Here is a 23,527-nt window from a genome sequence, read left to right as displayed (position 1 = left end):
AGAGAATGGGCAGATCTCACGATCTGCCCGATCCATCTGGAGCCGCAGCTCCGTTCAGGATTTCTGCTTGCGAATGCTATCGACAAACTTGGTCAGATCGATCACGGCGTCATAGGCCTTGTGGTCAACCTCGACGAATGGCAACTGCTTCCCTTCGTAAATCTTGTCGAAAGCGGCCTTGTCTTTCACCGCGATTTCCAGCACGGCCTTCTTGATTGCCGCCTTGAGGTCGGCGGGCAGGCTGCTGAGATATGCCATCGGCGAATTCACAATCTGCTCGGACTTCATGATGATCTTGAAATCGGCGGCCTTCGCCATGCCCTTCCGTTCCATCCGGAGCAGGTTCGACTCGTTCTCGTCGTTCCACCAGTTGAACGCCGCGTCGCAGGTCCCTTGCGCAAGTCCGATCACCGCGTTTTCGTGGCTTCCCGAATAGACCACCTTGGAGAAGAACCTTTCCGGGTCGATACCCATCTTGTCCATCGCGAAACGCGGCACGTTGTTGCCTGACGTTGAATTGGGGTCGACAAGGCAGAGATTCTTGCCCTTCAGGTCCTTGATGTCCTTGTAGCTGGAATCGCTTTTGACATAGAGAACCGAATAATAGCCCTTGGTTCCGTCGCCATTCACTTCGATCGCGAACGGCTCGACCTTAGCACCGATGATATAAGCGCGCGCGTAGGCCGAGGGACCGTACATCGCGATGTGGATGTTGCCTGCCCGCTGGCCTTCGATAACAGCGGCGTAATCGTTGGCGATCCGCAGTGTGACTTTGGTGCCGAGCTCGCGGGACAGATACTCCGTCAGAGGCGTCCATCGGTTGGTTGTGCCCGAGGCATTCTCATCGGGAACCTTTGCGAACACCAATTCAGGATATTTTGCCTTCCAGTCCTGAGCCGTGGCAGCCGAGGCCGAGAACGCCAATGCCGCTGCAGCGGCGAAAATCATACGACGGTCTATCATGACGTCTCCTGTTTCGCAGTGATGAAGCCAGCGGATCTAGATGCCGCGCAGCTCCTGGTTTTCAGACGCAAAGGCTCAGGCTGCGGCAACCGTACCGAGCGCGGGAATCGGAGCACGGACCGGCACATGCTCTCGCGCCGCGTCCATCACCTCGTCCGCCTCGAGATCGTAGAGCTCGCGCGCGATATGATCGGTCAGCATCGCCGGTGCGCCGTCGAACACAACGCGACCTGCCGACATGCCGATCAGGCGGTCGCAGTAGCTGCGCGCCAGATCCAGCGAATGCAGATTGCACACCACCGTTATCCCGAAGTGCTTGTTGATGCGCAGCAGCGCGTCCATCACGATCCGGGTGTTGCGGGGATCGAGTGAAGCGATCGGTTCGTCGGCAAGGATGATGTCGGGCTCCTGCACCAGTGCACGCGCAATCGCGACGCGCTGCTGCTGACCGCCCGAGAGCTGATCCGCGCGCTGCGCCGCAATCGACGCCATATCGAATTGCTCGAGCGCCGACATCGCAATGGCCTTATCATGTTCGGGCCACAACTGCGCCAGCGACCGCCATGTCGGCACCGTTGAAAGTCTTCCCATCAACACGTTGGTCAGGACATCGAGGCGGCCGACCAGATTGAACTGCTGAAAGATCATCGCCGAGCGCGCACGCCACTGCCGCAAATCCTTGCCGCGCAGCGCCGTCACGTCGACGCCTTCAAAGAGGATGCGCCCTTCGGAAGGTTCGGCGAGGCGGTTGATCATCCGAAGCAGCGTGGACTTGCCGGCACCGGAGCGGCCGATCACGCCGACAAAACTGCCCGGCGCGATCGAGAATGACGCATTATCCACCGCAGCTTTGGTGCCGAAACGGCACGTCAGACCTTCCACAACCAGCATGCAGCGCTCCAGAGTCCTATCGTGGAGCATCGCTACCGGCTCGATCTTACAGTTGTGTGACAACGAGTGCTGCGGTGCGGCGTTCGTCCACAGCCGTGCGGCGTCATGCATACGTCATGATACTGTCATCAAGCGCATCGAAGAGGAGCAGGACCTTCCTGCAACTGCCGACGGACCTACCGATGGCTGGCAACACGCTTTCCACTGAACCGACCGTCGACCCCACCGCGTCAGTGCGCGACTGCCAGCTTGGCGCCTATACCGAGGTCGGCGCCCGGACCATTCTGCTCGAGGTCACGATGTCCGATTATTCCTACGTCGTAAACGATGCACAGATCACCTACACAACAATCGGGAAATTCTGTTCGATCGCTGCGATGACACGGATCAATCCTGGCAATCATCCGATGCACCGAGCCTCGCAGGCACATTTCACCTATCGCGCCAGCAGTTATTTTCCGGGCGAGAGCGACGATGCCGAGTTTTTTGCGTGGCGCCGTAAGCATCACGTCCATATCGGCCATGACGTCTGGATCGGCCATGGTGCGGTCATTCTGCCTGGCCGCTCGATCGGCACCGGCGCGGTGATCGCGGCCGGCGCCATCGTGACCAAGGATGTCCCCGCCTATACGATCGTTGCAGGCGCCCCGGCACGGCCGATCAAGCGGCGTTTTCCGGAATCCATTGCCGGGCGGCTTGCGGAGCTTGCGTGGTGGAATTGGGACCATGAGACGTTGCGCCGCGCACTGCCAGATTTCCGCAAGCTCGATGTAGAGGGCTTTCTCGAAAAGTACGAAGCCGCCGCATCGGACCGCCCCCGTTTCAACCAGAGTGCTGCATCGTGACCGAACTGTTCATCGAAGGTGGCCGTGCCCTGCTCGGCGATGAGATTGCCGAAACCACGCTGCGGATCGCCGGCCGCGAGATCGTCGCCGTCGGTACGAATAGCAGCCATGGTTCGTCCAGTATCGATGCAGGCGGCTTGCTGGTGCTGCCGGGCATCGTCGATCTGCATGGCGATGCCTTCGAGCGGCAGATGATGCCGCGGCCCGGGGTCGATTTCCCGATCGATGTGGCGCTTGTTGACAGCGACCGGCAGGCGATCAGCAATGGGATCACGACCGTCTATCATGCCACGACCTGGTCGTGGGAGCCCGGCCTGCGCAGCGCCGACAATGCCAGGCGCTTGCTGGAGGCGATTGAGCAGATGAGGCCGCAGCTCGCCGCCGACACCCGCTTTCATCTGCGGCACGAGACCTACAATCTCGACGCGGAAAGCGAAATCATCGACTGGCTATCGGAAGGACGCGTCGACCTGTTCGCCTTCAACGACCATATGGACTCGACGGTCGCTAGCCTTGCCAAGCCGCAAAGGCGCAGCCGAATGGTCGAGCGCACGGGTCTCAGCAATGAGGCGTTCGATCGGCTGGTGGAAAGCGTGGTCTCCCGCGGCCACGACGTGCCGGCTTCGATCGCCCGGCTGGCGCAGGCGGCGCGGGCGGCAAACATCCGGATGCTCTCGCATGACGATGAAAGCCCGGCGATGCGGCAAGCGTTTCGAGCACAGGGCGTTGCCATCGCCGAATTTCCGGTCAACGAGGAAACCGCCCGCGACGCTGCCGAGGCCGGCGACTTCATCGTGTTCGGCGCGCCCAACGTGGTGCGGGGCGGCAGCCATACCGGCTGGACCAGGGCATCCGACATGATCGCCAAGAGCCTGTGTTCGGTGCTGGCGTCGGACTATTATTATCCGGCGCCGCTACTGGCAGCGTTCCGGCTTGCGACCGACGCCGTTCTGCCACTGCCCGCGGCATGGAAATTAATCTCGGCGGCACCGGCGCGCGCCGCCGGCCTCGCCGATCGCGGCATGCTCGCTGTGGGGCAGCGTGCCGACATCATTCTTATCGATGACACGTTGCCATTGCGCCCGCGCATCGTCGCGGTCATTGCCGCGGGACGTCTCGTGCATCTGACGGAGGCAAACCGCCTCGTCCGTTCGTCAGCAACACCACGCAAGGCGGTTGCAGCCGCGTGAGGCAGCCCTATTCTGGCGCAATGGCAAATTACCCCCGTTACGCGATCTATTACACCGCCGCGCCCGACAGCACGCTCGACCGGTTCGGCGCCTCGCTGCTCGGCTATGACGCTTACAGCGGCGAAGACCTGCCCTTTCCGGATGGGCTCCCCTCCGACTGGCGCGAACTGACGCGGGATCCGCGTAAATACGGATTTCACGCTACGCTGAAGGCGCCGATGGTGCTGGCCGACGGCAAGGCCGAGGCGCAGCTTGCTGCGGCATGCGAATTATTCGCCGATCTGGCCCGGCCAGTGCCGGTGATCCAACCGGTCATCGATTCGATCAGCGGTTTCATTGCGGTAATTCCCGCCGAACCGTCGGCAGATCTCGACCTGCTTGCCGCCCAGGCGACCAGGGCATTCGATTCACTCCGCACTCCACTTGGTGCGGAAGATCGCGCGCGGCGAAATCCGGACGCGCTAACGCCACGCCAACGCGACTATCTCGACCGCTGGGGCTACCCTTACGTCTTCGAAGAATTTCGTTTCCACATGACATTGACGGGGCGGCTTCCCGCCGAACGGCGCGAGCCGATTGTGGCAACGCTACGCAGCAAGTTTGCGGCGACGGGCGTCGGGCCGCTCGCGATCGACGCCATCGCCTTGTGCCGTCAAGACAATGCGAATTCGCGGTTTCGGGTCATCGGCCGATGGCAATTGCGCGACTGACGCCCCCATCACTCATTCCGCGAGCGCCTCCTTACGCGTTCTCAGAATTGCCGGCGAAAGCATTGCCAGCAACAAGGCGGCGACGACTGCGAGGACAACCGCGCTGATCGGCCGCGACAGAAACACGGTGAAATCGCCGTCAGCGATCAACATCGCACGCCGGAAGTTTTCTTCCAATTGCGGACCGAGCACGAGGCCAAGCAGCAGCGGCGCCGGCTCGACACCGATCTTGATGAAGAAATAGCCGATCATGGCGCAGCCCATCATCAGCCAGACATTGAACAGGCTGTTGGCGATCCCGTAAGTGCCGATGCAGCAGAACAGGACGATGGCGGGAAACAGCAGGCGGTAGGGAATTTTCAGCATCGAGACCCACAGGCCGATGAGCGGCAGGTTGATGATCAGCAGCATCAGGTTGCCGACCCACATGCTGGCGATGACGCCCCAGACGAGCTTCGGCTGCTCGGTCATGATCTGCGGACCGGGCTGGATGCCCTGCATCATCAACGCGCCGATCATCAGCGCCATCAAAGCGTTGGCGGGAATGCCGAGCGTCAGCAGCGGAATGAAGCTGGTCTGGGCGCCGGCATTGTTGGCGGCCTCCGGACCGGCAACGCCCTCGATCGCTCCCTTGCCGAAGCGTGAGGGATCGCGGGCGAGCTTCTTCTCCAGCGCGTAGGAGGAGAACGGCGGAAGCGCAGCACCGCCGCCGGGCAACACCCCCAGCACGGAGCCCAGTGCTGTGCCGCGCACCACGGCCGGAAAAGCCGCCCGCAAGTCTTCCCAGCTCGGGATCAGGCTGCGGATCGACTGGCTGACCACGCGGCGCTCCGCGGGTCTCTCCAGATTGGCGATGATTTCACCCAGCCCGAACAGGCCCATTGCGATCGGCACGAAATCAAGACCATCCGATAGCGCTGGGATGCCGAAGGTCATGCGCGCGACGCCCGAGCTCACATCGATTCCGACGAGGCCGAGCAACAGCCCCAGCAGCACCATCGCCAGCGATTTGGCGACCGAACCATGCGCGAGCACGACCGCGGCAATCAGGCCGAGCACGAGGAGACTGAAATATTCGACCGCGGTGAATTTGAGCGCGAGCACCGACAACGGCACGCTGAGTACGGCGATCACGATCGTCGCCATCGTGCCGGCAAAGAACGAGGCAATCGCCGCAATGGCGAGCGCGGTTCCGGCCCTGCCCTGCTTGGCCATCTCGTGACCGTCGATACAGGTGACGACCGACGACGTCTCGCCCGGCACATTGACCAGGATGGCGGTGGTCGAGCCGCCATATTGCGCGCCATAGAAGATGCCGGCCAGCATGATCATGGCGCTGGCAGGCGATAGGCCGAAGGTGAAGGGCAACAGCAACGCCACCGTGGGGATCGGACCGATGCCGGGCAGCACGCCGATCGCGGTCCCGATGACCACGCCAATCAGGCAGAACAACAAGTTGTTGAGTTGAAGGGCCGTCGAAAGACCCATCAGCAGATTATCAAAGAGTTCCATATGCGTCTGCCTGCGAAGCGTGCCGCCCTAGCGGGGCCAGATCGGGATCGGCAAGCCCAGCAACTTGACGAACAGAAGAACGGCGGCGCCCGAAAGCACGATGGCAAACGCCACGGTCTCGACAAGCCGGCCTTCTCGCGTGGCGAAGCTGGCGAGAATCACGGCGGCGACGGAGGTGATCGCAAGGCCCAACCGCTCCGCCGTCAGCGCGAAAACGCCGACAGAAGCCAGGATAGCCAGCAGCGGTCGCAACTGAACGGGCGCGATGCCGCGACCCGCACGCCAGAGCCCGCGTCCGCTGAAGAAAAGGCCGAACGCCATCAGCGCGAGTGCGACGACGCGGGGCATGTAGCCCGGCCCCATATCGGCCGCGTGGCCGATCGCCAGATTGCGCGTGGCGACCAGGGTACCCGCCGCCACCGCCACCAGGAACAGGCCGAACAGCAGATCCTGCAGGTCGATCCGGGAACGCGTCATCGGCCCGCCTCAGCTACCCTTGATGCCGGCCTCGCGGATGATCGTGCCCCAACGGGCCGTCGCATCCTTGAGCCAGCTGCGGAACTCCTCCGGCGATTGAGCCTTCACGACGCCGCCCTGCTCGGCGATCTTCTGCTGAATTTCGGGCATCTCCAGGATCTTGCGGATTTCGGCGTTCAATCTCGCAACCATGGCCGGCGGCGTTCCGCCCGTGGTCAGGATGCCTTGCCAGGTCCCCGCATCGCCGCCGGGCAGGCCCGCCTCCTTGAAGGTCGGCAGATCGGGGGCCGACGCAATGCGCTGCTCGCCGGTCACGGCAAGTCCGACAAGCTGCTTGTTCACCACGAAGGGCATCGTTGCCGCAGCGCCGTTGATGATCACGCCGCTCTCGCCAGATACGACGGCGCGCGAGGCAGCCGCCCCGCCCTTGTAGGGAATGTTCTTCCACTGAATTTCGAGTTGCTTCGCCATCGCCACGGCCGTGATGTGGGTGGCGCCACCGACGCCTGAATTGGCGATCGTGAGCTTGTTCGGATTGGCCTTGGCGTAGTCGATCAGTTCCTTCGTCGACTTCACCGGGACCGATTCATGGACGGCCAGGACGTAGGGGCCGAACATCACCATGGAAATGGGCGCAAGGTCCTTCTGAACGTCGAAAGTGAGATCGGAGAACAGGCTGGGCGCCGTCGCGAGCGAGGCGACGTCCATCAGCAACAAAGTGTGGCCGTCAGGCTGCGCCTTGGCGACGGCATCGGCCCCGAGATTGCCGGCCGCGCCGGGCTTGTTCTCGACCACGACCGACTGACCGATGGCGGCAGATAGTTTTGGGCTGATCAGGCGTGCCAGGATGTCCGAGGTGCCGCCGGGAGCGAACGGCACGATCAGCCGCACGGGCCGCTCAAAATTCTGCGCGCCGGCTCCGCTTGGCGCCAAGGCACACACCGTAAGGACAGTGGCGGCGATCGCCCGGGCGAGAGATAGCATGGACATCGGTCGTTCCTCCGTTTCAAAGCGCAATTCAGCGCGATCCCGCCGTTTCACCGGTAGGCTGCAAACCTTCGAGGCAGCGTTGGGAGGAATGATAGGTCATGGGCAGGGTGGCCTATGAACTAGTCTGCGGATAGGTCGATACCTTTTTTGGATGGATCAGCCACGCATCAGCCGATAGAAGCAGGAGATCCGGCAGGTCGCCGATCCCTCGTTTCAGGTCGAAGATTCAAATTTCATGTTCGAGTTGAGCCAGTTGCGCTGCTTCGTTGCAGTTGCGGAAGAACTGCATTTCGGGCGCGCGGCGCTGCGGCTGAACATGACGCAGCCGCCGCTCAGCCGCCAAATCCAGATTCTCGAACGCGTCCTTGACGTGACACTGCTGGAGCGCAGCAACCGGGCCGTCCGGCTGACGCCGGCGGGGCAGCGTTTTCTTATCGATGCGCGGCATCTCCTCAAGCTCGCCGAAAGCGCGGCCGTGCTGGCCCGGCGGATGGCAACCGGCAAGGCCGGATCGATCAATATCGGCTTCACGGCCACATCCGCCTACAGCTACGTGCCGGCGCTGGTCGCGGCGTGCCGGCGTGAACTTCCCGATATCGAGATATCGCTGAAGGAAATGGTCTCCAGCGACCAACTCAAGCGGCTCGATTCCGGAGAGATCGATATCGGCCTGCTCCGCCCGCCGATACCGCGCGGTGGTCTTGACGCCTTCCGTGTGACGGCGGAACCGCTGGTCGCGGCACTCCCGAGCGACCATCCGCTGGCTCAGGCGGACGAGCTACGTCTGGAGTATCTCGCAAGCGAGCCCTTCATCATGTACGAGCCCTATGAAGCCCGCTATTTCCACGATCTCTTGGTCGAGCTGTTCTCACGCGCAAATCTAGTGCCGAATTACGCGCAGCATCTTGCGCAGATCCATTCGATCCTCGCCATGGTGCATTCGGGTGTCGGCGTGGCGTTGGTCCCCGAGACCGCGGCGAATCTACGCTTCAGCGGCGTAGTGCTGCGGTCCGTCCTGATGCCGTGGCAGCGGCCGGCCGAATTGTTCTTTGTCCGCCGCGGCGACAATGACAATCCGCTTCTCCCCGTCATTGCCGGCATCGCCCGAGACTTGGCCGGCCAACCGGCTTGATCCAATCAATGGATCGATCGATACAGTGAATGGGTCTCCATTCGTGGCCATCTTGCATTAATCCTTCGGCGTAAGCCGCTGAAGGATCAGAGCATGAGCAGGATGACCCCCAAGGAGATGGCCAGCCGGATCGGCGATGGCCTGCTGTCGTTCCCCGTCACGCCGTTTGGGCCTGACAACACGTTCAACGAGACCCGCTACCGCTCCAATCTCGACTGGCTGTGCGGGTATGAGGTGGCGGGTCTGTTTGCCGCCGGCGGCACCGGCGAATTCTTCTCGCTGAGCCCTGCCGAGGTCGCGAAGGTCGTGGCAACGGCTGTGGAAGAGACCAAGGGACGCGTGCCGGTGCTCGCCGGGATCGGCCATGGCACCGCGATGGCGACGCAACTTGCCATTGAAGTCGAGGCGGCCGGCGCCGACGGCGTGCTGCTGCTGCCGCCCTATCTGGTCTTTTCGGAACAGGAAGGACTGGCTGCCCATATTGAAGCGGTATGCAACGCGACCAAGCTCGGTGTCATCGTCTACAACCGCGATAATGCAATCCTGAACGAGGATACGCTGGAGAAACTGTGCCAGCGCTGCCCCAACCTGGTCGGCTATAAAGATGGTATCGGCGACATCGAGCTGATGACCCGCATCCATCTGCGCATGGGCGACCGGCTGACCTATATCGGCGGACTGCCGACGGCCGAGACTTTTGCACTGCCTTATCTGGAAATGGGCGTAACCACTTATTCCTCGGCGGTATTCAACTTCGTCCCGGAGTTCTCGACCAAGTTCTACGCGGCCGTGCGGCGCCGCGACCGCGAGACGGTGCAGGCCGGGTTGCGCGACTTCATCTTGCCCCTGATCGCGATCCGCAATCGCAAACGCGGCTATGCCGTCTCGATCATCAAGGCGGGGATGAAGGTGATCGGCCGTGACAGCGGCCACGTCCGTTCGCCCCTGACGGACCTGACGCCGGCCGAAACCGAGGAACTGGCGGCACTCGTCGCGCGCCTCGATACCTGCGAGTTCGCAAAGCGGGAGCTGGCGGCCGCCTAGAGCGGGATGGGTTGGAGTCGAATCGATTCGCCGTTAGTGCGAAGCACTAACGATCTCGTGTCCCGGACGCAGTGCAAAGACCCTTCGGCGGTATACCGCAGGTCCCGGACCCAAAATCGCGAAAACAACCCCATGCAAAGTAGAATGGGCCCGGCTCGCAGCACCGCCACTTGCGTCCGGGGCACGAGATGATCCGTCGTCACGGCCCAACCTAATCTCATCCTGCTCTAGCCCGCCCCCCTATCGCCGCTGGTTATAGACGTCAAGGCAGACCGCACCTAGCAGCACCAGCCCTTTGATCACCTGCTGATAGTCGATGCCGATGCCGAGGATCGACATGCCGTTGTTCATGACGCCCATGATCATGGCCCCGATCACGGCGCCGCCGACCTTGCCGACGCCGCCATAGGCGGACGCCCCGCCGATGAAACAGGCGGCGATGACGTCGAGTTCGAAGCCGGCGCCGGCCTTTGGCGTCGCCGTATTGAGCCGCGCCGCGAACACGAGGCCGGCGAGAGCCGCCAGCACGCCCATGTTGACGAAGGTCAGAAACGTCAGCCGTTCGGTCTTGATACCGGACAGGCTGGCGGCCCTGGCGTTGCCGCCGATGGCATAGATCTGGCGGCCGATCACGGTGCGGGTGGTGACGAAGCCATAGAGCGCGATCAGCGCCGTCATGATCACCAGCACGTTGGGCAGGCCGCGATGCGAGGCGATCAGGCCGGCGAAGAACACGATCACAGCGAACAGCACCGCGCTCTTGGCAACGAAGAAACCAAACGGCTCGACCTCGATGCCGTGCGAGGCCTGCCGCGCGCGGCTCTTGGCGCTGGTATAGACCAGGGCCACCGCCAATACCGCACCGATCAACAGCGAGGTCGGATAAAGCGTGCCGGCGCCGGGAAACAGTTCCGGGATAAAGCCCGAGGACAGTTTCTGGAAGGTCGGCGGAAACGGCCCGACCGATTGACCCGCCAGGATGGCGAGCGCAAGTCCCTTGAACACCAGCATGCCGGCCAGCGTGACGATAAAGGATGGTATTTTGAAATAGGCGACCCAATAACCCTGCGCGGCGCCGATCAGCGCGCCAACGAGCAGGCAGGCGATGAAGGCCAACGGATAGGCAACGTGGTAGCGCACCATCAACACGGCAGCGACCGCGCCGACGAAGCCCGCCACCGAGCCGACCGACAGGTCGATGTGGCCGGTGACGATGATCAAGAGCATGCCGAGCGCCATAATCACTATATAGCTGTTCTGCAGCACCAGATTGGTCAGGTTCAGCGGCTGCAGCAGCGTGCCGTCGGTCATGACCTGGAAGAACAGCATGATCGCGAATAGCGACAGCAGCATACCGTAGTTGCGCAAATTGTTCTTGATGAAGCCGGCGTGCCCGGGCAGCGCAACCGTCTTGTCGGTCATGGCCGCAAGTCTCCCTGAAGTACCTTCTTGTCGATTTCCTTGTTGCGCATGATGGCGCGCATGATCCTTTCCTGGGTGGCTTCTGCGGCGGTGAATTCTCCGACAAGGGTGCCGTCATTCATCACGCAGATGCGGTCACAGACGCCGAGCAGCTCCGGCATCTCCGACGAGATCATCACTACCCCTTTGCCTGTCTCGGCCAGCTCGTTGATGATACAATAGATTTCGTATTTTGCCCCGACATCGATGCCGCGCGTAGGCTCGTCGAGGATTAATACTTTCGGATCGGTCATCAGCCATTTCGACAGCACCACCTTCTGCTGGTTGCCGCCGGAGAGCTGGCCGGTCTCCTGATAGACGTCGGAACAGCGAATCCGCATGCGGTTACGGTACTCGCTCGCGACACGCAGCTCGGACATGTCATCGATCCTGCCCTGCCGCGCCACGCGGCCAAGGCTCGCCAGCGTGATGTTCTTGCGGACGTCGGAATCGAGAATCAGGCCGAGCTGCTTGCGGTCCTCGGTGACGTAAGCGAGGCCGGCGTCGATCGCCGCCGCCACGCTCGACAGGTTGACTTCCCTTCCATCGAGCCAGACGCGGCCGCTGATCTTTTCACCCCAAGCGCGACCGAACAGGCTCATGGCGAATTCGGTACGGCCGGCGCCCATCAGGCCGGCGATCCCGACCACCTCGCCGCGCCGGACCTCGAAATCCACGCCCTTGATCACCCTGCGGTCCCTGTGAAGCGGGTGATGCACCGTCCAGTCCTGCACGGCGAAAACCGGTTCGCCGATCGTGGCGGTGCGTTGCGGAAAGCGATGCGCCAGGTCGCGATTGACCATGCTGCGGATGATCCGGTCCTCTTCCACCGGCTCGGCCCGGCAATCGATGCTGTCGACCGTACGGCCGTCGCGCAGCACCGTGATCCGGTCGGCGACGCGCGCGACCTCGGATAATTTGTGCGAGATCAGGATCGAGGCGATGCCCTGCGCGCGGAACGCAAGGAGGCGATCCAATAGCGCCGCGCTATCGTTCTCGTTCAGGCTGGCAGTCGGCTCGTCGAGGATGAGTAATCGCACCCTCTTGGATAGCGCCTTGGCGATTTCCACCAATTGCTGCTTGCCGACGCCGAGGTCGGTCACCAGCGTATCGGGCATCTCGGTGAGGCCGACCTGAGCGAGCAGTTCCTGGGTCCGGCGATAGACCGTGTCGCGATCGATCACGCCGAGACGCTGAGGCGGATGAGACAGGAAGATGTTCTCCGCGATCGACATCAAAGGAATCAGCGCCAGTTCCTGGTGAATGATGATGATGCCAAGCGCCTCTGAAGCGTTGACGTCGCGAAAGCGCCGCTCCTCGCCGTCGAAGATGATGCTGCCTTCGTAGTCGCCATGGGGATAAACGCCGCTGAGAACCTTCATCAAGGTCGACTTGCCGGCGCCGTTCTCGCCGACCAGCGCATGGATCTGCCCCGCCTCCACCGTGAAGTTGACATCGCGCAGGGCCTGCACACCGGCAAAGCTCTTGCTTACGCCGCGCATTTCGAGAATTGCGGTCATCGCGCCATCGCATCCTTATCTGCGGTCGGATACAGGCAGGTGGCGGCGCCGGCGATGACCGGCGCCGCCATCCTCTTTTTTAGTCGATCTGCGAACGCTTGTAGTAGCCGCTCGCGATCAGCACCTTCTCCCAGTTGCTCTTGTCGACAACGACGGGCTTCAGGAGATAGGAAGGTACCACCTTGACGCCATTGTTGTAGGTCTTGGTGTCGTTGACGGTCACTTCCTTGCCGCTGAGGGCCGCGTCCACCATGTCGGCGGTGACGCGGGCAAGATCGCGGGTGTCCTTGAAGATGGTCGAATACTGCTCGCCGCGCAGCATCGATTTGATCGACGGCACCTCGGCATCCTGGCCGGTGACGATCGGCATCGGCATGTTGCCGCTGCCGTAGCCGACGCCCTTCAGCGACGAGAGAATGCCGATGGAAAGGCCGTCATAGGGCGAGAGCACCGCATCGACCCGCTTGCGGCCGTAGAAAGCGCTCAGCAAATTGTCCATTCGTGCCTGGGCGGTGGCGCCGTCCCAGCGCAGCGTCGAGACCTTGTCCATGCCCTTCTGGCCGCTGCCAATCACCAGCTTGCCGCTGTCGATGTAGGGCTGCAGCACCGACATCGAGCCATTGTAGAAGAAGTAGGCGTTGTTGTCGTCCGGCGAGCCGCCGAACAGTTCGATGTTGAACGGCCCCTTGCCTTCCTTCAAGCCAAGCCCCTGCTCGATCGATTGGGCCTGCAGCACGCCGACCTGGAAGTTGTCGAACGTGGCATAGTAGTCGACATTGGGCGTGTCGCGGATCAAGCGGTCATAGGCGATCACGATGATTCCCTTGGCCTTGGCCTGCTTCAACACGTCGGACAGTGTGGTGCCGTCGATCGCCGCGATCACCAGCACCTTGGCGCCCTTGGTGACCATGTTCTCGACCTGCGAGAGCTGGTTCGGAATGTCGTCCTCGGCATATTGCAGGTCGGTGCCGTAGCCGCGCTCTTTGAGGATCTTGACGATGTTGTTGCCGTCGTCGATCCAGCGCGCCGACGATTTGGTCGGCATCGCGATGCCGACGGTGCCCTTGCTTTGCGCGAACGCGCCAGTCACCGCTGTTGCGGCCATAGTTGCTGCCAGCGCCACGGCCGACAATGTTGTCTTCAGACTAGTCATGCTTCACTCCCTTGATCATCGAGGATCTGTGATTCCTGGATTGTCGGACCGCTGGATGCGGTTCTTAAAACTCGGCCGTTCTGCGCGTTTGTGCCGCGGCTCGTCTTCCTCCATCAACCCGTTGCTAGTTTGACGTCTGGTTCAGGGCGGCCACGCGCTGCGACATCGAGTACGAAGGTGCGGCCGTGATCGGGATCGGCGCGTTTCGCGTCCTCCCCCATCCTCTGCCAGGCCGAGGTAACGAGCAGGCGCGAAAAATCTTGGCCGACAAAAGCGGGACAACTCGATTGCCGTGCCGGAACGCGGAGACTGCGCAGATGCTCGCCTTGCGGGCTGTAGACGTCAATGCAGCCGCCACCCCAGCGCGCGTTCCAGATCAGCCCGTCGGCATCGACCACCGCGCCATCGATGCCGCCGCCGCTCCGGCGGGTAACCAGCGCGCTCGGCTCGCCGCACGGCAGGCCGGTCGCCGCATCGAGATCGACGCGGAACAGCACATTCTCCCGTGTGTCAGCGAAATAACCGATAGTCCCGTCCGGCGAGAAGCAGATCGCATTCGGGATCGTGATTTGATCGTAGAGGCGCGACAGCTCACCGCGATGCAGCGCATAGATGGCACCCAGCCCCCGCTCTGCCTGGCGGCCCATGGTGCCGATCCAGAATGTGCCGGACGGATGAACGCGGGCATCGTTCGAACGCGTCGCGGCATTGTCGGCTTCGAGCGAATGGTACAGCGTCATTCGCCCATCCGCGGTATCGCGGACATAGAGACCGTCATCCGCGACGAGCAACTGCCGATGCGCATCGATCCGTCCAAGCGCGCTGCCCATCACACGGAGGGAATGGATGGTGGTCCGCCTGGTGTCGAGCCGCGCCTCGAACAGCCGGCGTTCGACGATATCGAACCACCAGGCGGTATCGGTGGCGGCGTCGTAGGTCGACCCCTCGCCAAGATGGCACCGCTCGCTGCAGAGAACGGTGGTCGGCACCTCCTCCATCTTGTGACCACCGATCATCGCCCGCTCTCCCCGGGCAACTCTACCGCGGATTGTGTCCCGATTGCGCCGGGGATCGCATGCGTGAAGTGATACAGCGTGGAGTGGCGATAGATCTCGCCCGGCGAAAGCCGTGCCGTCGGGAAGTCCGGCCGATTGGGCGTATTGGGCCACGCGTGCGGCTCGAGGCAGATGGCATCGGACTGGCGATAGAGGCGGCCACCCTTTCCAGCTGTCGAGCCGTCGAGAAAGTTTCCGGAATAGACCTGCAGGCCCGGCTGGTTGGTGAGCAGTTCGAGCACGCGGCCGGACGTTGGCGCTGCGAGCCGCGCGGCGAAGCGAGGCTCGCCGCTTGGCGGCGCGAGGCAGAAATTGTGATCGTAGCCGCGGCCCACGCGCAGTTGCGGATGGTCGTTGCGGATCCGCGCCCCGATCTCGACACCGGCGCGGAAATCGAACGGCGTACCCTCCACCGCACAAGGCGGCTCGGGCAGCGGGATCGCCTCCGCATCGATGGCGAGGAAATGATCCGCCGCCACGGTGAGGTGATGATCAAGAATGTTCCGGCCGGAGCACGCACCGGACAGATTGAAAAAGCTGTGATTGGTGAGATTGACCATGGTGGGACGATCGGTCCGCGCCGTCATGTCGAGAGAGAGTTCCATCGGCCTGGTGAGACGCCAGGTCACCTCTACGCCGAGCGCGCCGGGATATCCCTCCTCACCATCGGCGCTGGTGTAGGCGAGCGTCACGGCCGGACAGTCTCCCTCCTCGATCCCAACAATCCGCCAGTTGCGACGATCGAAGCCCTCAAGTCCGCCATGCAACGCATTGGGGCCATTGTTGGCCGCGAGCTGCACCTCAGTGCCATCGAGCACAAAGCGCGCGCCGGCGATACGGTTGGCGTACCGCCCGACAGTGGCGCCGAAGAACTGCCGCCGGGCGAGATATCCCTCGAAGGCGTCATGACCGAGCACGATGTCGTCGCGTCGTCCGGAGACATCCGGCACCAGCAAGGCCTGCAGGCTTGCACCATAGGTAATGATGCGTGCTTCCAGTCCATCCGCCGCCTGCAAGACGACGCGCTCGACTTCGCTGCCGTCAGGCAGGACTCCGAAGCGGGAGCGCGCCACGCGCGGGGCGGACGGCGTGTTCATGTCTCGTCCTCGAATGGCTCAACCGTGCGGCGGCGCCCCAGCAAGAACGCGTCGGCGACGAGTTGCAGCGGCGCAAGATCGACGTCGCAGTCGCCGGTTGCAGCGAGTTCGCGAAAGCGATGATAGAGGCCAGCATATTCGGCGTCCGCGGCATCGACGAGTTGTTTGCCCCCTTCCCTTAACCTTGCCCCGCCCATGGACAAGGTGACGGAACCGCCGTCGGTATCGAGATCAATGTCCCAGCTTTGCGGGCCAGTCTGGCGGAAGTCGAATTCGGCCGTGATCTTCAGCCCCTGCGCGTCACTGAGCGCAAGGGTCGCAGCGATCGGGGCGTCGCGATTGGCGGGGAACGCCAGATCGGCCGAGGTCACGAACAATGGCTGCGGCAAAATACGCGTCAGGATCGAAAGCGCGTTGATGCCGGGATCGAACACGCCGAGCCCACCTGGCTCAAAGATCCAGGCCTGTCCGGGATGCCAGACCCGCACGTCTTCCTTCCAGGTAATTTTGACAGCAGTGATCTTCCGGCCGGCCAGCAATTGCCGCGCTGGCTCGACCGCCGGAGCGAAGCGCGAATGCCACGTGGCGAACAGCGTGCGTTGCACGGTCCTCGCGGCGGTCACGAGCGGATTGATTTCAGCCACCGTGGCGCCCGGTGGCTTTTCCAGCATCACATGCTTGCCCGCCGCCAGCGCCGTCGCGGCCTGCGCGTGACGAACCTGCGGCGGGGTGCACAGCGCCACCGCGTCGATTGCTGGACCGTCGCGCAACAACTCATCGAGCGTCGCCGCATGCGGCACGCCGGGAAGCGAGGCATTGCGGCTGGCGACGGCAACCAGCTCCACGCCGGCGGTTGCAGCAATCGCCGGCACGTGCTGGTCGCGCGCGATCTTGCCGAAGCCGACGATGGCGACGCGAAGCGGGTTCATGATTGCTCCCCAGGCTCGACCGCTGCGGGAATCGCAGGCGCGGCGCCGGACAATGGCGAAAAGCCCTCATGACGGCGCAATCCGTTGTGGATCACCTCGGTCATGGCCGCGGTGGCCGCCTCGGCATCGCCGGTGGCGATCGCATCGACGATGCGCTGATGCCACAGCAGCACCGTCTCGCGGTCCTGCGTTTCGACCGGGGCGCTGAGCAGGAACGAAGCGCGCAACGCCGCCTCGATGACGTTGCCGATCGAGCGCATGAACAAATTGCCGGAAGCGTTGGCGACAGCGAGATGCAGGGCAAGATCGCCGTCGGCAAAGCCGACGGAGTCGGAGGCTTCACGCCGCATCCGCTCCATGCTCCGATTGAGTTCGGCGATGTCGGCCTCCGAGCGGCGGCTAGCGGCGAGCGCAGCCGCCCGCGGCTCAACCGCAAGCCGGATCTCGGCGAGATCGTTGAGAAAGCGCCGATCGATGCCGGCATCGAGATGCCAGGCCAGCACGTCGGCATCGAACATATTCCAGGCGCCGCGCTCACGCACCACCGTGCCGACCCGCGCCTTGGTGGTGAGCAGCCCCTTCGCGACCAGGGTCTTGACGCTCTCGCGCAACACCGGCCGGGAAACCCCGAACATCGCCGTGAGCTCGGCGTCACCCGGCAGGCGGCCGCCTTCGGCGTAGCGTCCGGCGATGATGTCGACGCCGATGCTGCGGGCGACCTCGGCGTGATTGGAATGCGCGCGCCGCGTCGGGATGACGACAAGACGGGACGTCATGGTTTGAGGACTCCTGACTTGGAGATTGGTATCAAGGCACCTTTCACCCTTCAATTGACCTGCGAGGCTGGTAATAATTCCACGGATCGGCCTCCCTGACTAGTAATATTATTTTACTATTGGTTTCTAAGTGCGACCGGCGCCGGCTTCTGCATATGCCCAAGCGCCGGCTTATTTTTCTGATGGCAGCTTGATCGCTTGGGCGGCTTTGACCTTGATTGCCTCAGTCATGCGGCGCAGTTACGCGTCGCCTGATGCCGCCCGAGAACAAGGATTCCATATGCAGCCCGCCACCGCGAAACCGCTCTACATCCGCATGCACGCGGACGATAATGTCGCGATCGTCGCGAACCGCGGAGGTCTGCATCCGGGCGCTGAGTTCTCGTGCGGTTTGCGGCTGATCGAACAGATCCCGCAAGGCCACAAGGTTGCCCTCGCCGATATCGGAGAAGGCGAAGCCATTCGCCGCTACGGCGAGGTCATCGGCCATGCCGCAGCGCCCATCGCCCGGGGCAGCTGGGTCAAGGAATCGCTGGTACAGATGCCCGACGCGCCCTCGTTCGACAACCTGCCTAAGCCGAACGGCGGCGCGATCCGGCTGCCGCCGCTGGAAGGGTACACGTTCGAAGGCTATCGCAATGCCGACGGTTCGGTCGGCACCCGCAACATCCTCGCGATCTCGACCAGCGTGCAATGCGTCGCCGGCACGGTCGAGTTCGCACTGCAGCGGATTCGCAAGGAGCTGTTGCCGAAATATCCCAACGTCGACGACGTGGTGGCGGTCACGCATGCCTATGGCTGCGGAGTCGCGATCAACGCGCCGGGCGCCGCGGTGCCGATCCGCACGCTGCAGAACCTGGCGCGCAATCCCAATTTCGGCGGCGAGGTGATGATCGTTGGCCTCGGCTGCGAGAAGCTGCAGCCCGAACTGCTGCTGCCCGAGGGGATGAGCGCCGACGACGAAATCATGCGCATGCAGGACGAAGGCCTCACCGGTTTCGGCGAGATCGTCGAGGACATCGTGCAGATGGCCGATGCACGCCTCAAGATTTTGAACCGGCGCCGCCGTGAAACCTGCCCCGCTTCAGCGCTGGTGGTCGGCATGCAATGCGGCGGCAGCGATGCCTTCTCGGGTGTCACTGCCAATCCTGCGCTGGGTTTTGCTGCGGACCTGCTGGTGCGCGCCGGCGCCACCGTGATGTTTTCCGAAGTGACGGAGGTGCGCGATGCGATCCATCTCTTGACGCCGCGCGCAGCGAACCAGGATGTAGCCGACGCGCTGGTGCGCGAGATGGCCTGGTACGACCGCTATCTCGCCGGCGGCGAAGCCGACCGCAGCGCCAATACCACGCCGGGCAACAAGAAGGGCGGTCTCTCCAACATCGTCGAGAAGGCGATGGGCTCGGTAATCAAGTCCGGCACCAGCCCGATCGCGGGCGTGCTGGCGCCGGGCGAACGTGTCAGCCAAAAAGGACTGATTTTTGCGGCGACACCGGCAAGCGATTTTGTCTGCGGTACGCTGCAATTGGCGTCGGGCATGACGCTGCACATCTTCACCACCGGCCGCGGCACGCCCTATGGACTTGCCGCCGTGCCGGTCATCAAGGTGTCGACGCGCAGCGAGCTGAAGCAGCGCTGGCACGACTTGATCGACGTCGACGCCGGCAGCATCGCAACCGGCGATGCGACGATCGAAGACGTCGGCTGGGAGATATTCCGCCTGATCCTCGACGTGGCGAGCGGCCGCGAGACCTGGGCTGAGCACTGGAAGCTGACCAACGCGCTCGCCCTGTTCAATCCCGGTCCCGTGACCTGACCAGATGCAAGGCAAGATGCCTGAACTGCGGCCGCCGCGAGATGCGGCGACTGTGAGCGGCTAAGCCGCCATCAGCCTTTCGATGTCGGGGATCGGATGGGAAGTTAATTGCTTCGGAATCTCGCCTACGATCCGCTCTGCCACTTCAGCATGATAAGCCTGTCGCAGATTGCCCAGAACTTTCGCGGGCGCAACTACAACCAATTTGTCGAAGCGATTGCCGTGGGCAAGACGATAGAGCGCATCCGCAATGGTGCCAGCGAACCGCTCTTCGGCGATATAATGCCAGTCGGCTTGCTCCATTGCGCTTCGCGCCGTGCCGACACTCTGGATGGACCGCCCGGGACGATCGGTTCCCTGCTCGCGCGTCGCCGGATTTTCCTGCTCGAGCACGTGCTCCACCTCCAGACTGAGCTGCTGCGGGGTGCCTTTGTTGCGTAGAAAGAGGGCCTTTTGGCCGTCGCCGATGAGAACGAGCGTGTTGTGAGGAATGCGGGGTTTGGTTTCGGTGGCCATTTATCGTTGCTCCATGTGGGCCAACGCACGAGCCGCCGTGAGGTTGCCTGCGGAGCAATGAAACCTCGCAGCCGGCCTGGTGGGTCCCACGTTACACTCACATCGAAAGTCAGGAAAAGCACCATGATCGTTCGCGGCGATATGCGACGGAGAGGCGGCCTTCGGACCGCCTCCCCCTTAGATATCAGTCTTCGATTTCCTCGATGATCAGGCGCTCGCCGGGCTCGATGATATACATCCGATCATCTCGCTCAATGTAGCGATACTCACGCAGCCGCGGAGATTCCCGATATACCTCGTCCGGGAACGATCTTATCTCGACCGAGTCCGGCAGGCGGTCGCCGACGCGCACGCGCGTGGAAGCGGCGCTGCCCGTGGTGCGCTGCTCGGTTCTGGTCGAACGCTGCTCCGTCCTCGACGAACGCGCGTGTTTGCGGATAACCGCCCTGTCGCTGTCCGAGAAGGTCTGCTTGCGCGGTGCCGGGGCCGCCGCGGTCGATTGGCCGCCCCGCGGCAGCACGTCGACAATCTTGTAGGTCGCGGGATCGACGATCACGATGTCCTCGCGAACCAGGATGAAGTTATAGCCGCGGTATTGCGGCATCACTTCGACAACTTCAGCCGGTAGCGGCTCGAAATGCACATCACGGGGGACGACGGTGCCCACCGACAATGAGAAATTCGCATTGGTCACCGGCTTGACGTTCAGCCGGCTGATTGACGTGCTCACGCGGGTACGCTGACTTTCCGATAGATTGGCCGAGACGTTGACGTTTGTCTGCGACTGCGCGGTGTTGGTCTGCGTGTTCGAAGGCTGAGCCGCCGTATTGGTCGAAGGCTGCGCAGTCCCGCTCTTCGTCGCATCGTTAGACGTATTGGCCGGACCGGTCGATCGTTGCGTGCTTGTCGACTGGTCGTTGGCCGGCGGCGCTGTGTTGGTCTGCGCCTGCGAGGGCTGCTGTGAAGACGAGCCCGGTTGCTGGGCGGATTGCGCCTGTGATGGCTGCTGCGATGGTTGCTGAGCCTGCTGTTGCTGCTGCGCAGGCGGATTGGCTGAACTGCCATCGGATCTCGCCTGAGACGCCGCGCCCGACTGATTCTGAGACGCCGCGCCAGGCTGGTTTGACTGGGCCTGCGGACGTGGCGAGTCTGCTGTGGCATTGGTCGGCGGTTTCTGCGCGTCCGACCTGTCGCTTTGGTTGTTCTGAGGTGTCGCGGGTGATGGCGCCGCCCTGGGAGACTGGCTTTGCGCCGCCGGCGGGTTTGTTCTCTGCTGATCACTTGGCGATTGCGCGAATGCGCTTGTGCCCAGCATTAGTGCGGCGATGGCGCCGCCTAACAGGCTTTGTTTCATGTTCCGCTCCTTGTTCCGTTCTTGGAAGATTGTGTGTTTTTAACGAATAACTCTGCATGGCTACGCGCTGTTCCGGCCGACGGGTCTACCGGAACTTGCTCCTCATTGATTTAGCTCCCGGAACCAAAGTGGATGCGACGCTTTGAGCCCGCGGGCAGCATTCGAACGAGGAGGAACTTATGAGGAAGATTGCGATCGGCCTGTTGGCCGGCGCGGGCGCGCTCCTGGCCGGCAGCGCAAATGCGTCTGACATCTACACTGAGAACGAATATTCGAACTCCGACCTGATACAGCAGGTCCGCATGGTCTGTGACGATGATGGGCGCTGCTATCGCACCCGCCGCGGCAGCCGCGTGATCGTTCGCGATTCATATGCCTATGCGCCGCGCGAGCGATATATCGAGCGTCGACACTACTATCGCGATCGCGATTGGGACGACGGGCCGCGTGCCGGCGTTGGTTTCCGGGCACCTGGCGTAAGCGTGGGCGTCGGCGTGGACAGCCACCGCTGGTAGGACAAACGAGGAGAGACGAGGAGAGACTTCGGGCTCGTCTGAGGTCTCTCCACCGCTGTTGGAATTTCATGCACCTACTGGAACGGCGATCCGACATACCTGTTAGCGGGTGAAGAACCGGCAAGCGGAGAGGTTCACATGAAAGTTTCCGATGTGATGACACCCGAGGTTCAACTCTGCACTCCCGATGACACGTTAAGAGACGCCTCGCAGGCCATGGCGGCACTCGGTGTCGGGTTGCTCCCGGTAACGGACAATGAACGCCTTGTCGGCATGATCTCCGACCGCGATATCGCGATCCGCGGGATCGGCATGGGCCGAGGCCCGGAGGCGCGGGTCGGTGACGTGATGACGGCCGACGTCAAGTATTGCTACGAAGACCAGGATCTCGACGAGGTGTGCGCCAACATGGGTGACATCCAGGTCCGTCGCCTGCCCGTGCTCAATCGCGACAAGCGGCTCGTCGGCATCATTGCGCTGGGCGATATTGCGCTGGTGCAAGGCGGCAACGGGACGGGCGCGGCGTTAAGCCGAATTTCACGTCCCGGCGGGCAGCACGCGCAGGTTTGATCTGCGGGCCATTCCGTAGACGAGGGGACCGCTCTTGAAAAGAAGGCCGCCTCGTGACACCGGCTCGTGACACCGGTACGGCTCCGGAATCGGCGAGGCCATCGCGCGCTCCTGACTAGGATCGGGATAACGACCGACGTCATGGAGGCGAGGAGCTCTTGACCAAGTCGCAGGAACAAATTCCGCTCGGAATGGTAGCCGTCGCGTTCCCGCCTCCAACGGTCAGCTGCCGCTGGCGTGGCGCCGCTGTCTGTTTTTATGAGATCGCAGGAACCCCGCTCAGCCGCTCGCCGTTCTAAAGCTCATCATTCGGGGCCGGGAAACGCCGGCGGAGCGGCGATGAGCGATGACACTGATATCCAGACCAACCTTCCCGCGGTACCGCAAGATCTCGCCGCCTCGAAATCTTGAGCGTTATCGATTTCGCGCGCTCGACGACTCCGGAGATGAATGGCTTGACGACTGGATGGTGGCCTATCCGGCCGCCGATCTAGCCCGGTCGGACTGAGCCCTCAGGACTTCCGCCCGCGCTTCTTAGAACTCTTGCTCGAACGCTTCTTGCTCGACTTCTTGGGCACCTTGGCGCCCTCCCTTCGGGCTTCGGAGAGGCCGATTGCGATCGCCTGTTTCCTGCTCTTTACCTTCTTGCCCGATCGGCCGCTCTTCAACGTACCGGATTTGCGCTTCTTCATGGCGCGGCCGACTTTCTTCGATGCGCCCTTTGAATATTTTCGCTTCTTCGCTTTCTTCGCCATCTTGCTAGTCCTCGCTATTCAACAGTACGCACGGGACGCCGCGCTACCGGCGCTCCGTGCGACTCATGTCGGCAATCGACCTTCTAACTAATGCTTCCCGACGGTCGTTCCTGCTGCCATATCCCGCGCCATTTCGAGATGATGGCGCAGTGTCGGAAGCATCCCGTCCGCCCACTCCTTCAATTTTCGGATGACCCGTGACCTTCGAGCAGCGAGCACTTTGTTTCTGTTGCCGGCTCGCCGCAACAGCTCCGTA

General features: G+C 62.6%; 23 protein-coding genes. 8 read left to right on the top strand and 15 right to left on the bottom strand.

Annotated elements, in window-relative coordinates:
- Positions 1-54: 54 nt before the first annotated feature.
- A complete protein-coding gene (phnD, locus tag IVA95_RS03000) occupies positions 55-963 on the bottom strand; it encodes a phosphonate ABC transporter substrate-binding protein (RefSeq protein WP_247509143.1) in 909 nt (302 codons plus the stop codon).
- 75 nt (positions 964-1,038) lie between these two features.
- A complete protein-coding gene (gene phnC, locus IVA95_RS02995; RefSeq protein WP_247509142.1) occupies positions 1,039-1,854 on the bottom strand; it encodes a phosphonate ABC transporter ATP-binding protein in 816 nt (271 codons plus the stop codon).
- 182 nt (positions 1,855-2,036) lie between these two features.
- Here phnC and IVA95_RS02990 point away from each other — a divergent pair, with 182 nt between their 5' ends.
- The 3 genes from IVA95_RS02990 to IVA95_RS02980 are packed head-to-tail and all read left to right on the top strand — an operon-like array spanning position 2,037 to position 4,599.
- Positions 2,037-2,699 carry a DapH/DapD/GlmU-related protein gene (locus tag IVA95_RS02990; RefSeq protein WP_247509141.1) on the top strand — a complete coding sequence of 221 codons (663 nt, stop codon included), beginning with the start codon at positions 2,037-2,039 and terminating at the stop codon, positions 2,697-2,699.
- Entirely contained in the window at positions 2,696-3,889 is a 1,194-nt protein-coding gene (locus IVA95_RS02985; RefSeq protein WP_247509140.1) for an alpha-D-ribose 1-methylphosphonate 5-triphosphate diphosphatase, read from the top strand. The genes IVA95_RS02990 and IVA95_RS02985 overlap by 4 nt, the downstream gene beginning before the upstream one ends.
- 20 nt (positions 3,890-3,909) lie before the next feature.
- Positions 3,910-4,599: a DUF1045 domain-containing protein gene (locus tag IVA95_RS02980; protein ID WP_247509139.1), complete on the top strand. Its 690-nt coding sequence runs from the start codon at positions 3,910-3,912 to the stop codon at positions 4,597-4,599.
- Between the two features lie 12 nt (positions 4,600-4,611).
- Here the strand turns inward: IVA95_RS02980 and IVA95_RS02975 are convergent, their stop codons facing one another.
- The 3 genes from IVA95_RS02975 to IVA95_RS02965 are packed head-to-tail and all read right to left on the bottom strand — an operon-like array spanning position 4,612 to position 7,578.
- Positions 4,612-6,111, bottom strand: coding sequence for a tripartite tricarboxylate transporter permease (locus tag IVA95_RS02975; protein WP_247509138.1), 1,500 nt, complete (start codon positions 6,109-6,111; stop codon positions 4,612-4,614).
- Between the two features lie 27 nt (positions 6,112-6,138).
- Positions 6,139-6,588: a tripartite tricarboxylate transporter TctB family protein gene (locus IVA95_RS02970; protein WP_247509137.1), complete on the bottom strand. Its 450-nt coding sequence runs from the start codon at positions 6,586-6,588 to the stop codon at positions 6,139-6,141.
- A gap of 9 nt (positions 6,589-6,597) precedes the next feature.
- Complete coding sequence (locus tag IVA95_RS02965; RefSeq protein ID WP_247509136.1) at positions 6,598-7,578, bottom strand: tripartite tricarboxylate transporter substrate binding protein; 981 nt, start codon at positions 7,576-7,578, stop codon at positions 6,598-6,600.
- A gap of 235 nt (positions 7,579-7,813) precedes the next feature.
- Between IVA95_RS02965 and IVA95_RS02960 the strand changes: the two genes are divergently transcribed.
- On the top strand, positions 7,814-8,710 hold the full coding sequence (locus tag IVA95_RS02960) for a LysR family transcriptional regulator (protein ID WP_247509135.1): 897 nt from the start codon (positions 7,814-7,816) through the stop codon (positions 8,708-8,710).
- 93 nt (positions 8,711-8,803) lie between these two features.
- Positions 8,804-9,754: a 5-dehydro-4-deoxyglucarate dehydratase gene (gene kdgD / locus IVA95_RS02955; RefSeq protein WP_247509134.1), complete on the top strand. Its 951-nt coding sequence runs from the start codon at positions 8,804-8,806 to the stop codon at positions 9,752-9,754.
- 240 nt (positions 9,755-9,994) lie between these two features.
- Here the strand turns inward: kdgD and mmsB are convergent, their stop codons facing one another.
- The 7 genes from mmsB to IVA95_RS02920 form a co-directional block, all read right to left on the bottom strand.
- Positions 9,995-11,176: a multiple monosaccharide ABC transporter permease gene (gene mmsB, locus IVA95_RS02950; RefSeq protein WP_247509133.1), complete on the bottom strand. Its 1,182-nt coding sequence runs from the start codon at positions 11,174-11,176 to the stop codon at positions 9,995-9,997.
- On the bottom strand, positions 11,173-12,735 hold the full coding sequence (gene mmsA, locus IVA95_RS02945; protein WP_247509132.1) for a multiple monosaccharide ABC transporter ATP-binding protein: 1,563 nt from the start codon (positions 12,733-12,735) through the stop codon (positions 11,173-11,175). The genes mmsB and mmsA overlap by 4 nt, the downstream gene beginning before the upstream one ends.
- A 79-nt stretch (positions 12,736-12,814) precedes the next feature.
- Complete coding sequence (gene chvE, locus IVA95_RS02940; RefSeq protein ID WP_276577687.1) at positions 12,815-13,888, bottom strand: multiple monosaccharide ABC transporter substrate-binding protein; 1,074 nt, start codon at positions 13,886-13,888, stop codon at positions 12,815-12,817.
- 113 nt (positions 13,889-14,001) lie between these two features.
- Positions 14,002-14,886 (bottom strand): SMP-30/gluconolactonase/LRE family protein, encoded by an 885-nt coding sequence (locus IVA95_RS02935; RefSeq protein WP_247509185.1) that lies wholly within the window; start codon positions 14,884-14,886, stop codon positions 14,002-14,004.
- Between the two features lie 14 nt (positions 14,887-14,900).
- Positions 14,901-16,040 (bottom strand): aldose epimerase family protein, encoded by a 1,140-nt coding sequence (locus tag IVA95_RS02930; protein ID WP_247509131.1) that lies wholly within the window; start codon positions 16,038-16,040, stop codon positions 14,901-14,903.
- Positions 16,037-16,969, bottom strand: coding sequence for a Gfo/Idh/MocA family oxidoreductase (locus IVA95_RS02925; RefSeq protein ID WP_247509130.1), 933 nt, complete (start codon positions 16,967-16,969; stop codon positions 16,037-16,039). The genes IVA95_RS02930 and IVA95_RS02925 overlap by 4 nt, the downstream gene beginning before the upstream one ends.
- Positions 16,966-17,745 (bottom strand): FadR/GntR family transcriptional regulator, encoded by a 780-nt coding sequence (locus IVA95_RS02920; RefSeq protein WP_247509129.1) that lies wholly within the window; start codon positions 17,743-17,745, stop codon positions 16,966-16,968. The genes IVA95_RS02925 and IVA95_RS02920 overlap by 4 nt, the downstream gene beginning before the upstream one ends.
- Positions 17,746-18,025: 280 nt before the next feature.
- Here IVA95_RS02920 and garD point away from each other — a divergent pair, with 280 nt between their 5' ends.
- Positions 18,026-19,561, top strand: coding sequence for a galactarate dehydratase (gene garD / locus IVA95_RS02915; RefSeq protein ID WP_247509128.1), 1,536 nt, complete (start codon positions 18,026-18,028; stop codon positions 19,559-19,561).
- A gap of 60 nt (positions 19,562-19,621) precedes the next feature.
- On the opposite strand, the gene IVA95_RS02910 is transcribed toward garD, so the two are convergent.
- Positions 19,622-20,077: a host attachment family protein gene (locus IVA95_RS02910; RefSeq protein WP_213252352.1), complete on the bottom strand. Its 456-nt coding sequence runs from the start codon at positions 20,075-20,077 to the stop codon at positions 19,622-19,624.
- A gap of 184 nt (positions 20,078-20,261) precedes the next feature.
- On the bottom strand, positions 20,262-20,807 hold the full coding sequence (locus IVA95_RS38955; protein WP_247509127.1) for a DUF1236 domain-containing protein: 546 nt from the start codon (positions 20,805-20,807) through the stop codon (positions 20,262-20,264).
- An 803-nt stretch (positions 20,808-21,610) separates the two neighbouring features.
- Here IVA95_RS38955 and IVA95_RS02900 point away from each other — a divergent pair.
- Positions 21,611-21,946, top strand: a complete 336-nt coding sequence (locus IVA95_RS02900; RefSeq protein ID WP_247509126.1) for a hypothetical protein — start codon at positions 21,611-21,613, stop codon at positions 21,944-21,946.
- Between the two features lie 138 nt (positions 21,947-22,084).
- A complete protein-coding gene (locus tag IVA95_RS02895) occupies positions 22,085-22,516 on the top strand; it encodes a CBS domain-containing protein (protein ID WP_213252355.1) in 432 nt (143 codons plus the stop codon).
- A 512-nt stretch (positions 22,517-23,028) separates the two neighbouring features.
- Here IVA95_RS02895 and IVA95_RS02890 read toward each other — a convergent pair.
- On the bottom strand, positions 23,029-23,271 hold the full coding sequence (locus tag IVA95_RS02890) for a DUF6496 domain-containing protein (RefSeq protein ID WP_213252356.1): 243 nt from the start codon (positions 23,269-23,271) through the stop codon (positions 23,029-23,031).
- Positions 23,272-23,527: the final 256 nt, after the last annotated feature.

This window comes from Bradyrhizobium sp. 157, from assembly GCF_023073815.1.
In the GTDB taxonomy this organism is placed as follows: domain Bacteria; phylum Pseudomonadota; class Alphaproteobacteria; order Rhizobiales; family Xanthobacteraceae; genus Bradyrhizobium.
Note: the sequence above shows the minus strand (reverse complement) of the source record. Positions and strands in the feature narration are given on the sequence as shown.

Bases quoted from the DNA above. Each gene is read 5' to 3' on its own strand.
- IVA95_RS02890 (WP_213252356.1), bottom strand. From the start codon at position 23,271: ATGGCGAAGAAAGCGAAGAAGCGAAAATATTCAAAGGGCGCATCGAAG.
- IVA95_RS02920 (WP_247509129.1), bottom strand. From the start codon at position 17,745: ATGACGTCCCGTCTTGTCGTCATCCCGACGCGGCGCGCGCATTCCAAT.
- chvE (WP_276577687.1), bottom strand. From the start codon at position 13,888: ATGACTAGTCTGAAGACAACATTGTCGGCCGTGGCGCTGGCAGCAACT.
- phnC (WP_247509142.1), bottom strand. From the start codon at position 1,854: ATGCTGGTTGTGGAAGGTCTGACGTGCCGTTTCGGCACCAAAGCTGCG.
- garD (WP_247509128.1), top strand. From the start codon at position 18,026: ATGCAGCCCGCCACCGCGAAACCGCTCTACATCCGCATGCACGCGGAC.
- mmsA (WP_247509132.1), bottom strand. From the start codon at position 12,735: ATGACCGCAATTCTCGAAATGCGCGGCGTAAGCAAGAGCTTTGCCGGT.
- IVA95_RS02975 (WP_247509138.1), bottom strand. From the start codon at position 6,111: ATGGAACTCTTTGATAATCTGCTGATGGGTCTTTCGACGGCCCTTCAA.
- IVA95_RS02980 (WP_247509139.1), top strand. From the start codon at position 3,910: ATGGCAAATTACCCCCGTTACGCGATCTATTACACCGCCGCGCCCGAC.
- IVA95_RS02990 (WP_247509141.1), top strand. From the start codon at position 2,037: ATGGCTGGCAACACGCTTTCCACTGAACCGACCGTCGACCCCACCGCG.
- IVA95_RS02970 (WP_247509137.1), bottom strand. From the start codon at position 6,588: ATGACGCGTTCCCGGATCGACCTGCAGGATCTGCTGTTCGGCCTGTTC.
- mmsB (WP_247509133.1), bottom strand. From the start codon at position 11,176: ATGACCGACAAGACGGTTGCGCTGCCCGGGCACGCCGGCTTCATCAAG.
- phnD (WP_247509143.1), bottom strand. From the start codon at position 963: ATGATAGACCGTCGTATGATTTTCGCCGCTGCAGCGGCATTGGCGTTC.
- IVA95_RS02900 (WP_247509126.1), top strand. From the start codon at position 21,611: ATGAGGAAGATTGCGATCGGCCTGTTGGCCGGCGCGGGCGCGCTCCTG.
- kdgD (WP_247509134.1), top strand. From the start codon at position 8,804: ATGAGCAGGATGACCCCCAAGGAGATGGCCAGCCGGATCGGCGATGGC.
- IVA95_RS02965 (WP_247509136.1), bottom strand. From the start codon at position 7,578: ATGTCCATGCTATCTCTCGCCCGGGCGATCGCCGCCACTGTCCTTACG.
- IVA95_RS02935 (WP_247509185.1), bottom strand. From the start codon at position 14,886: ATGGAGGAGGTGCCGACCACCGTTCTCTGCAGCGAGCGGTGCCATCTT.
- IVA95_RS02925 (WP_247509130.1), bottom strand. From the start codon at position 16,969: ATGAACCCGCTTCGCGTCGCCATCGTCGGCTTCGGCAAGATCGCGCGC.
- IVA95_RS02960 (WP_247509135.1), top strand. From the start codon at position 7,814: ATGTTCGAGTTGAGCCAGTTGCGCTGCTTCGTTGCAGTTGCGGAAGAA.
- IVA95_RS02910 (WP_213252352.1), bottom strand. From the start codon at position 20,077: ATGGCCACCGAAACCAAACCCCGCATTCCTCACAACACGCTCGTTCTC.
- IVA95_RS02930 (WP_247509131.1), bottom strand. From the start codon at position 16,040: ATGAACACGCCGTCCGCCCCGCGCGTGGCGCGCTCCCGCTTCGGAGTC.
- IVA95_RS02895 (WP_213252355.1), top strand. From the start codon at position 22,085: ATGAAAGTTTCCGATGTGATGACACCCGAGGTTCAACTCTGCACTCCC.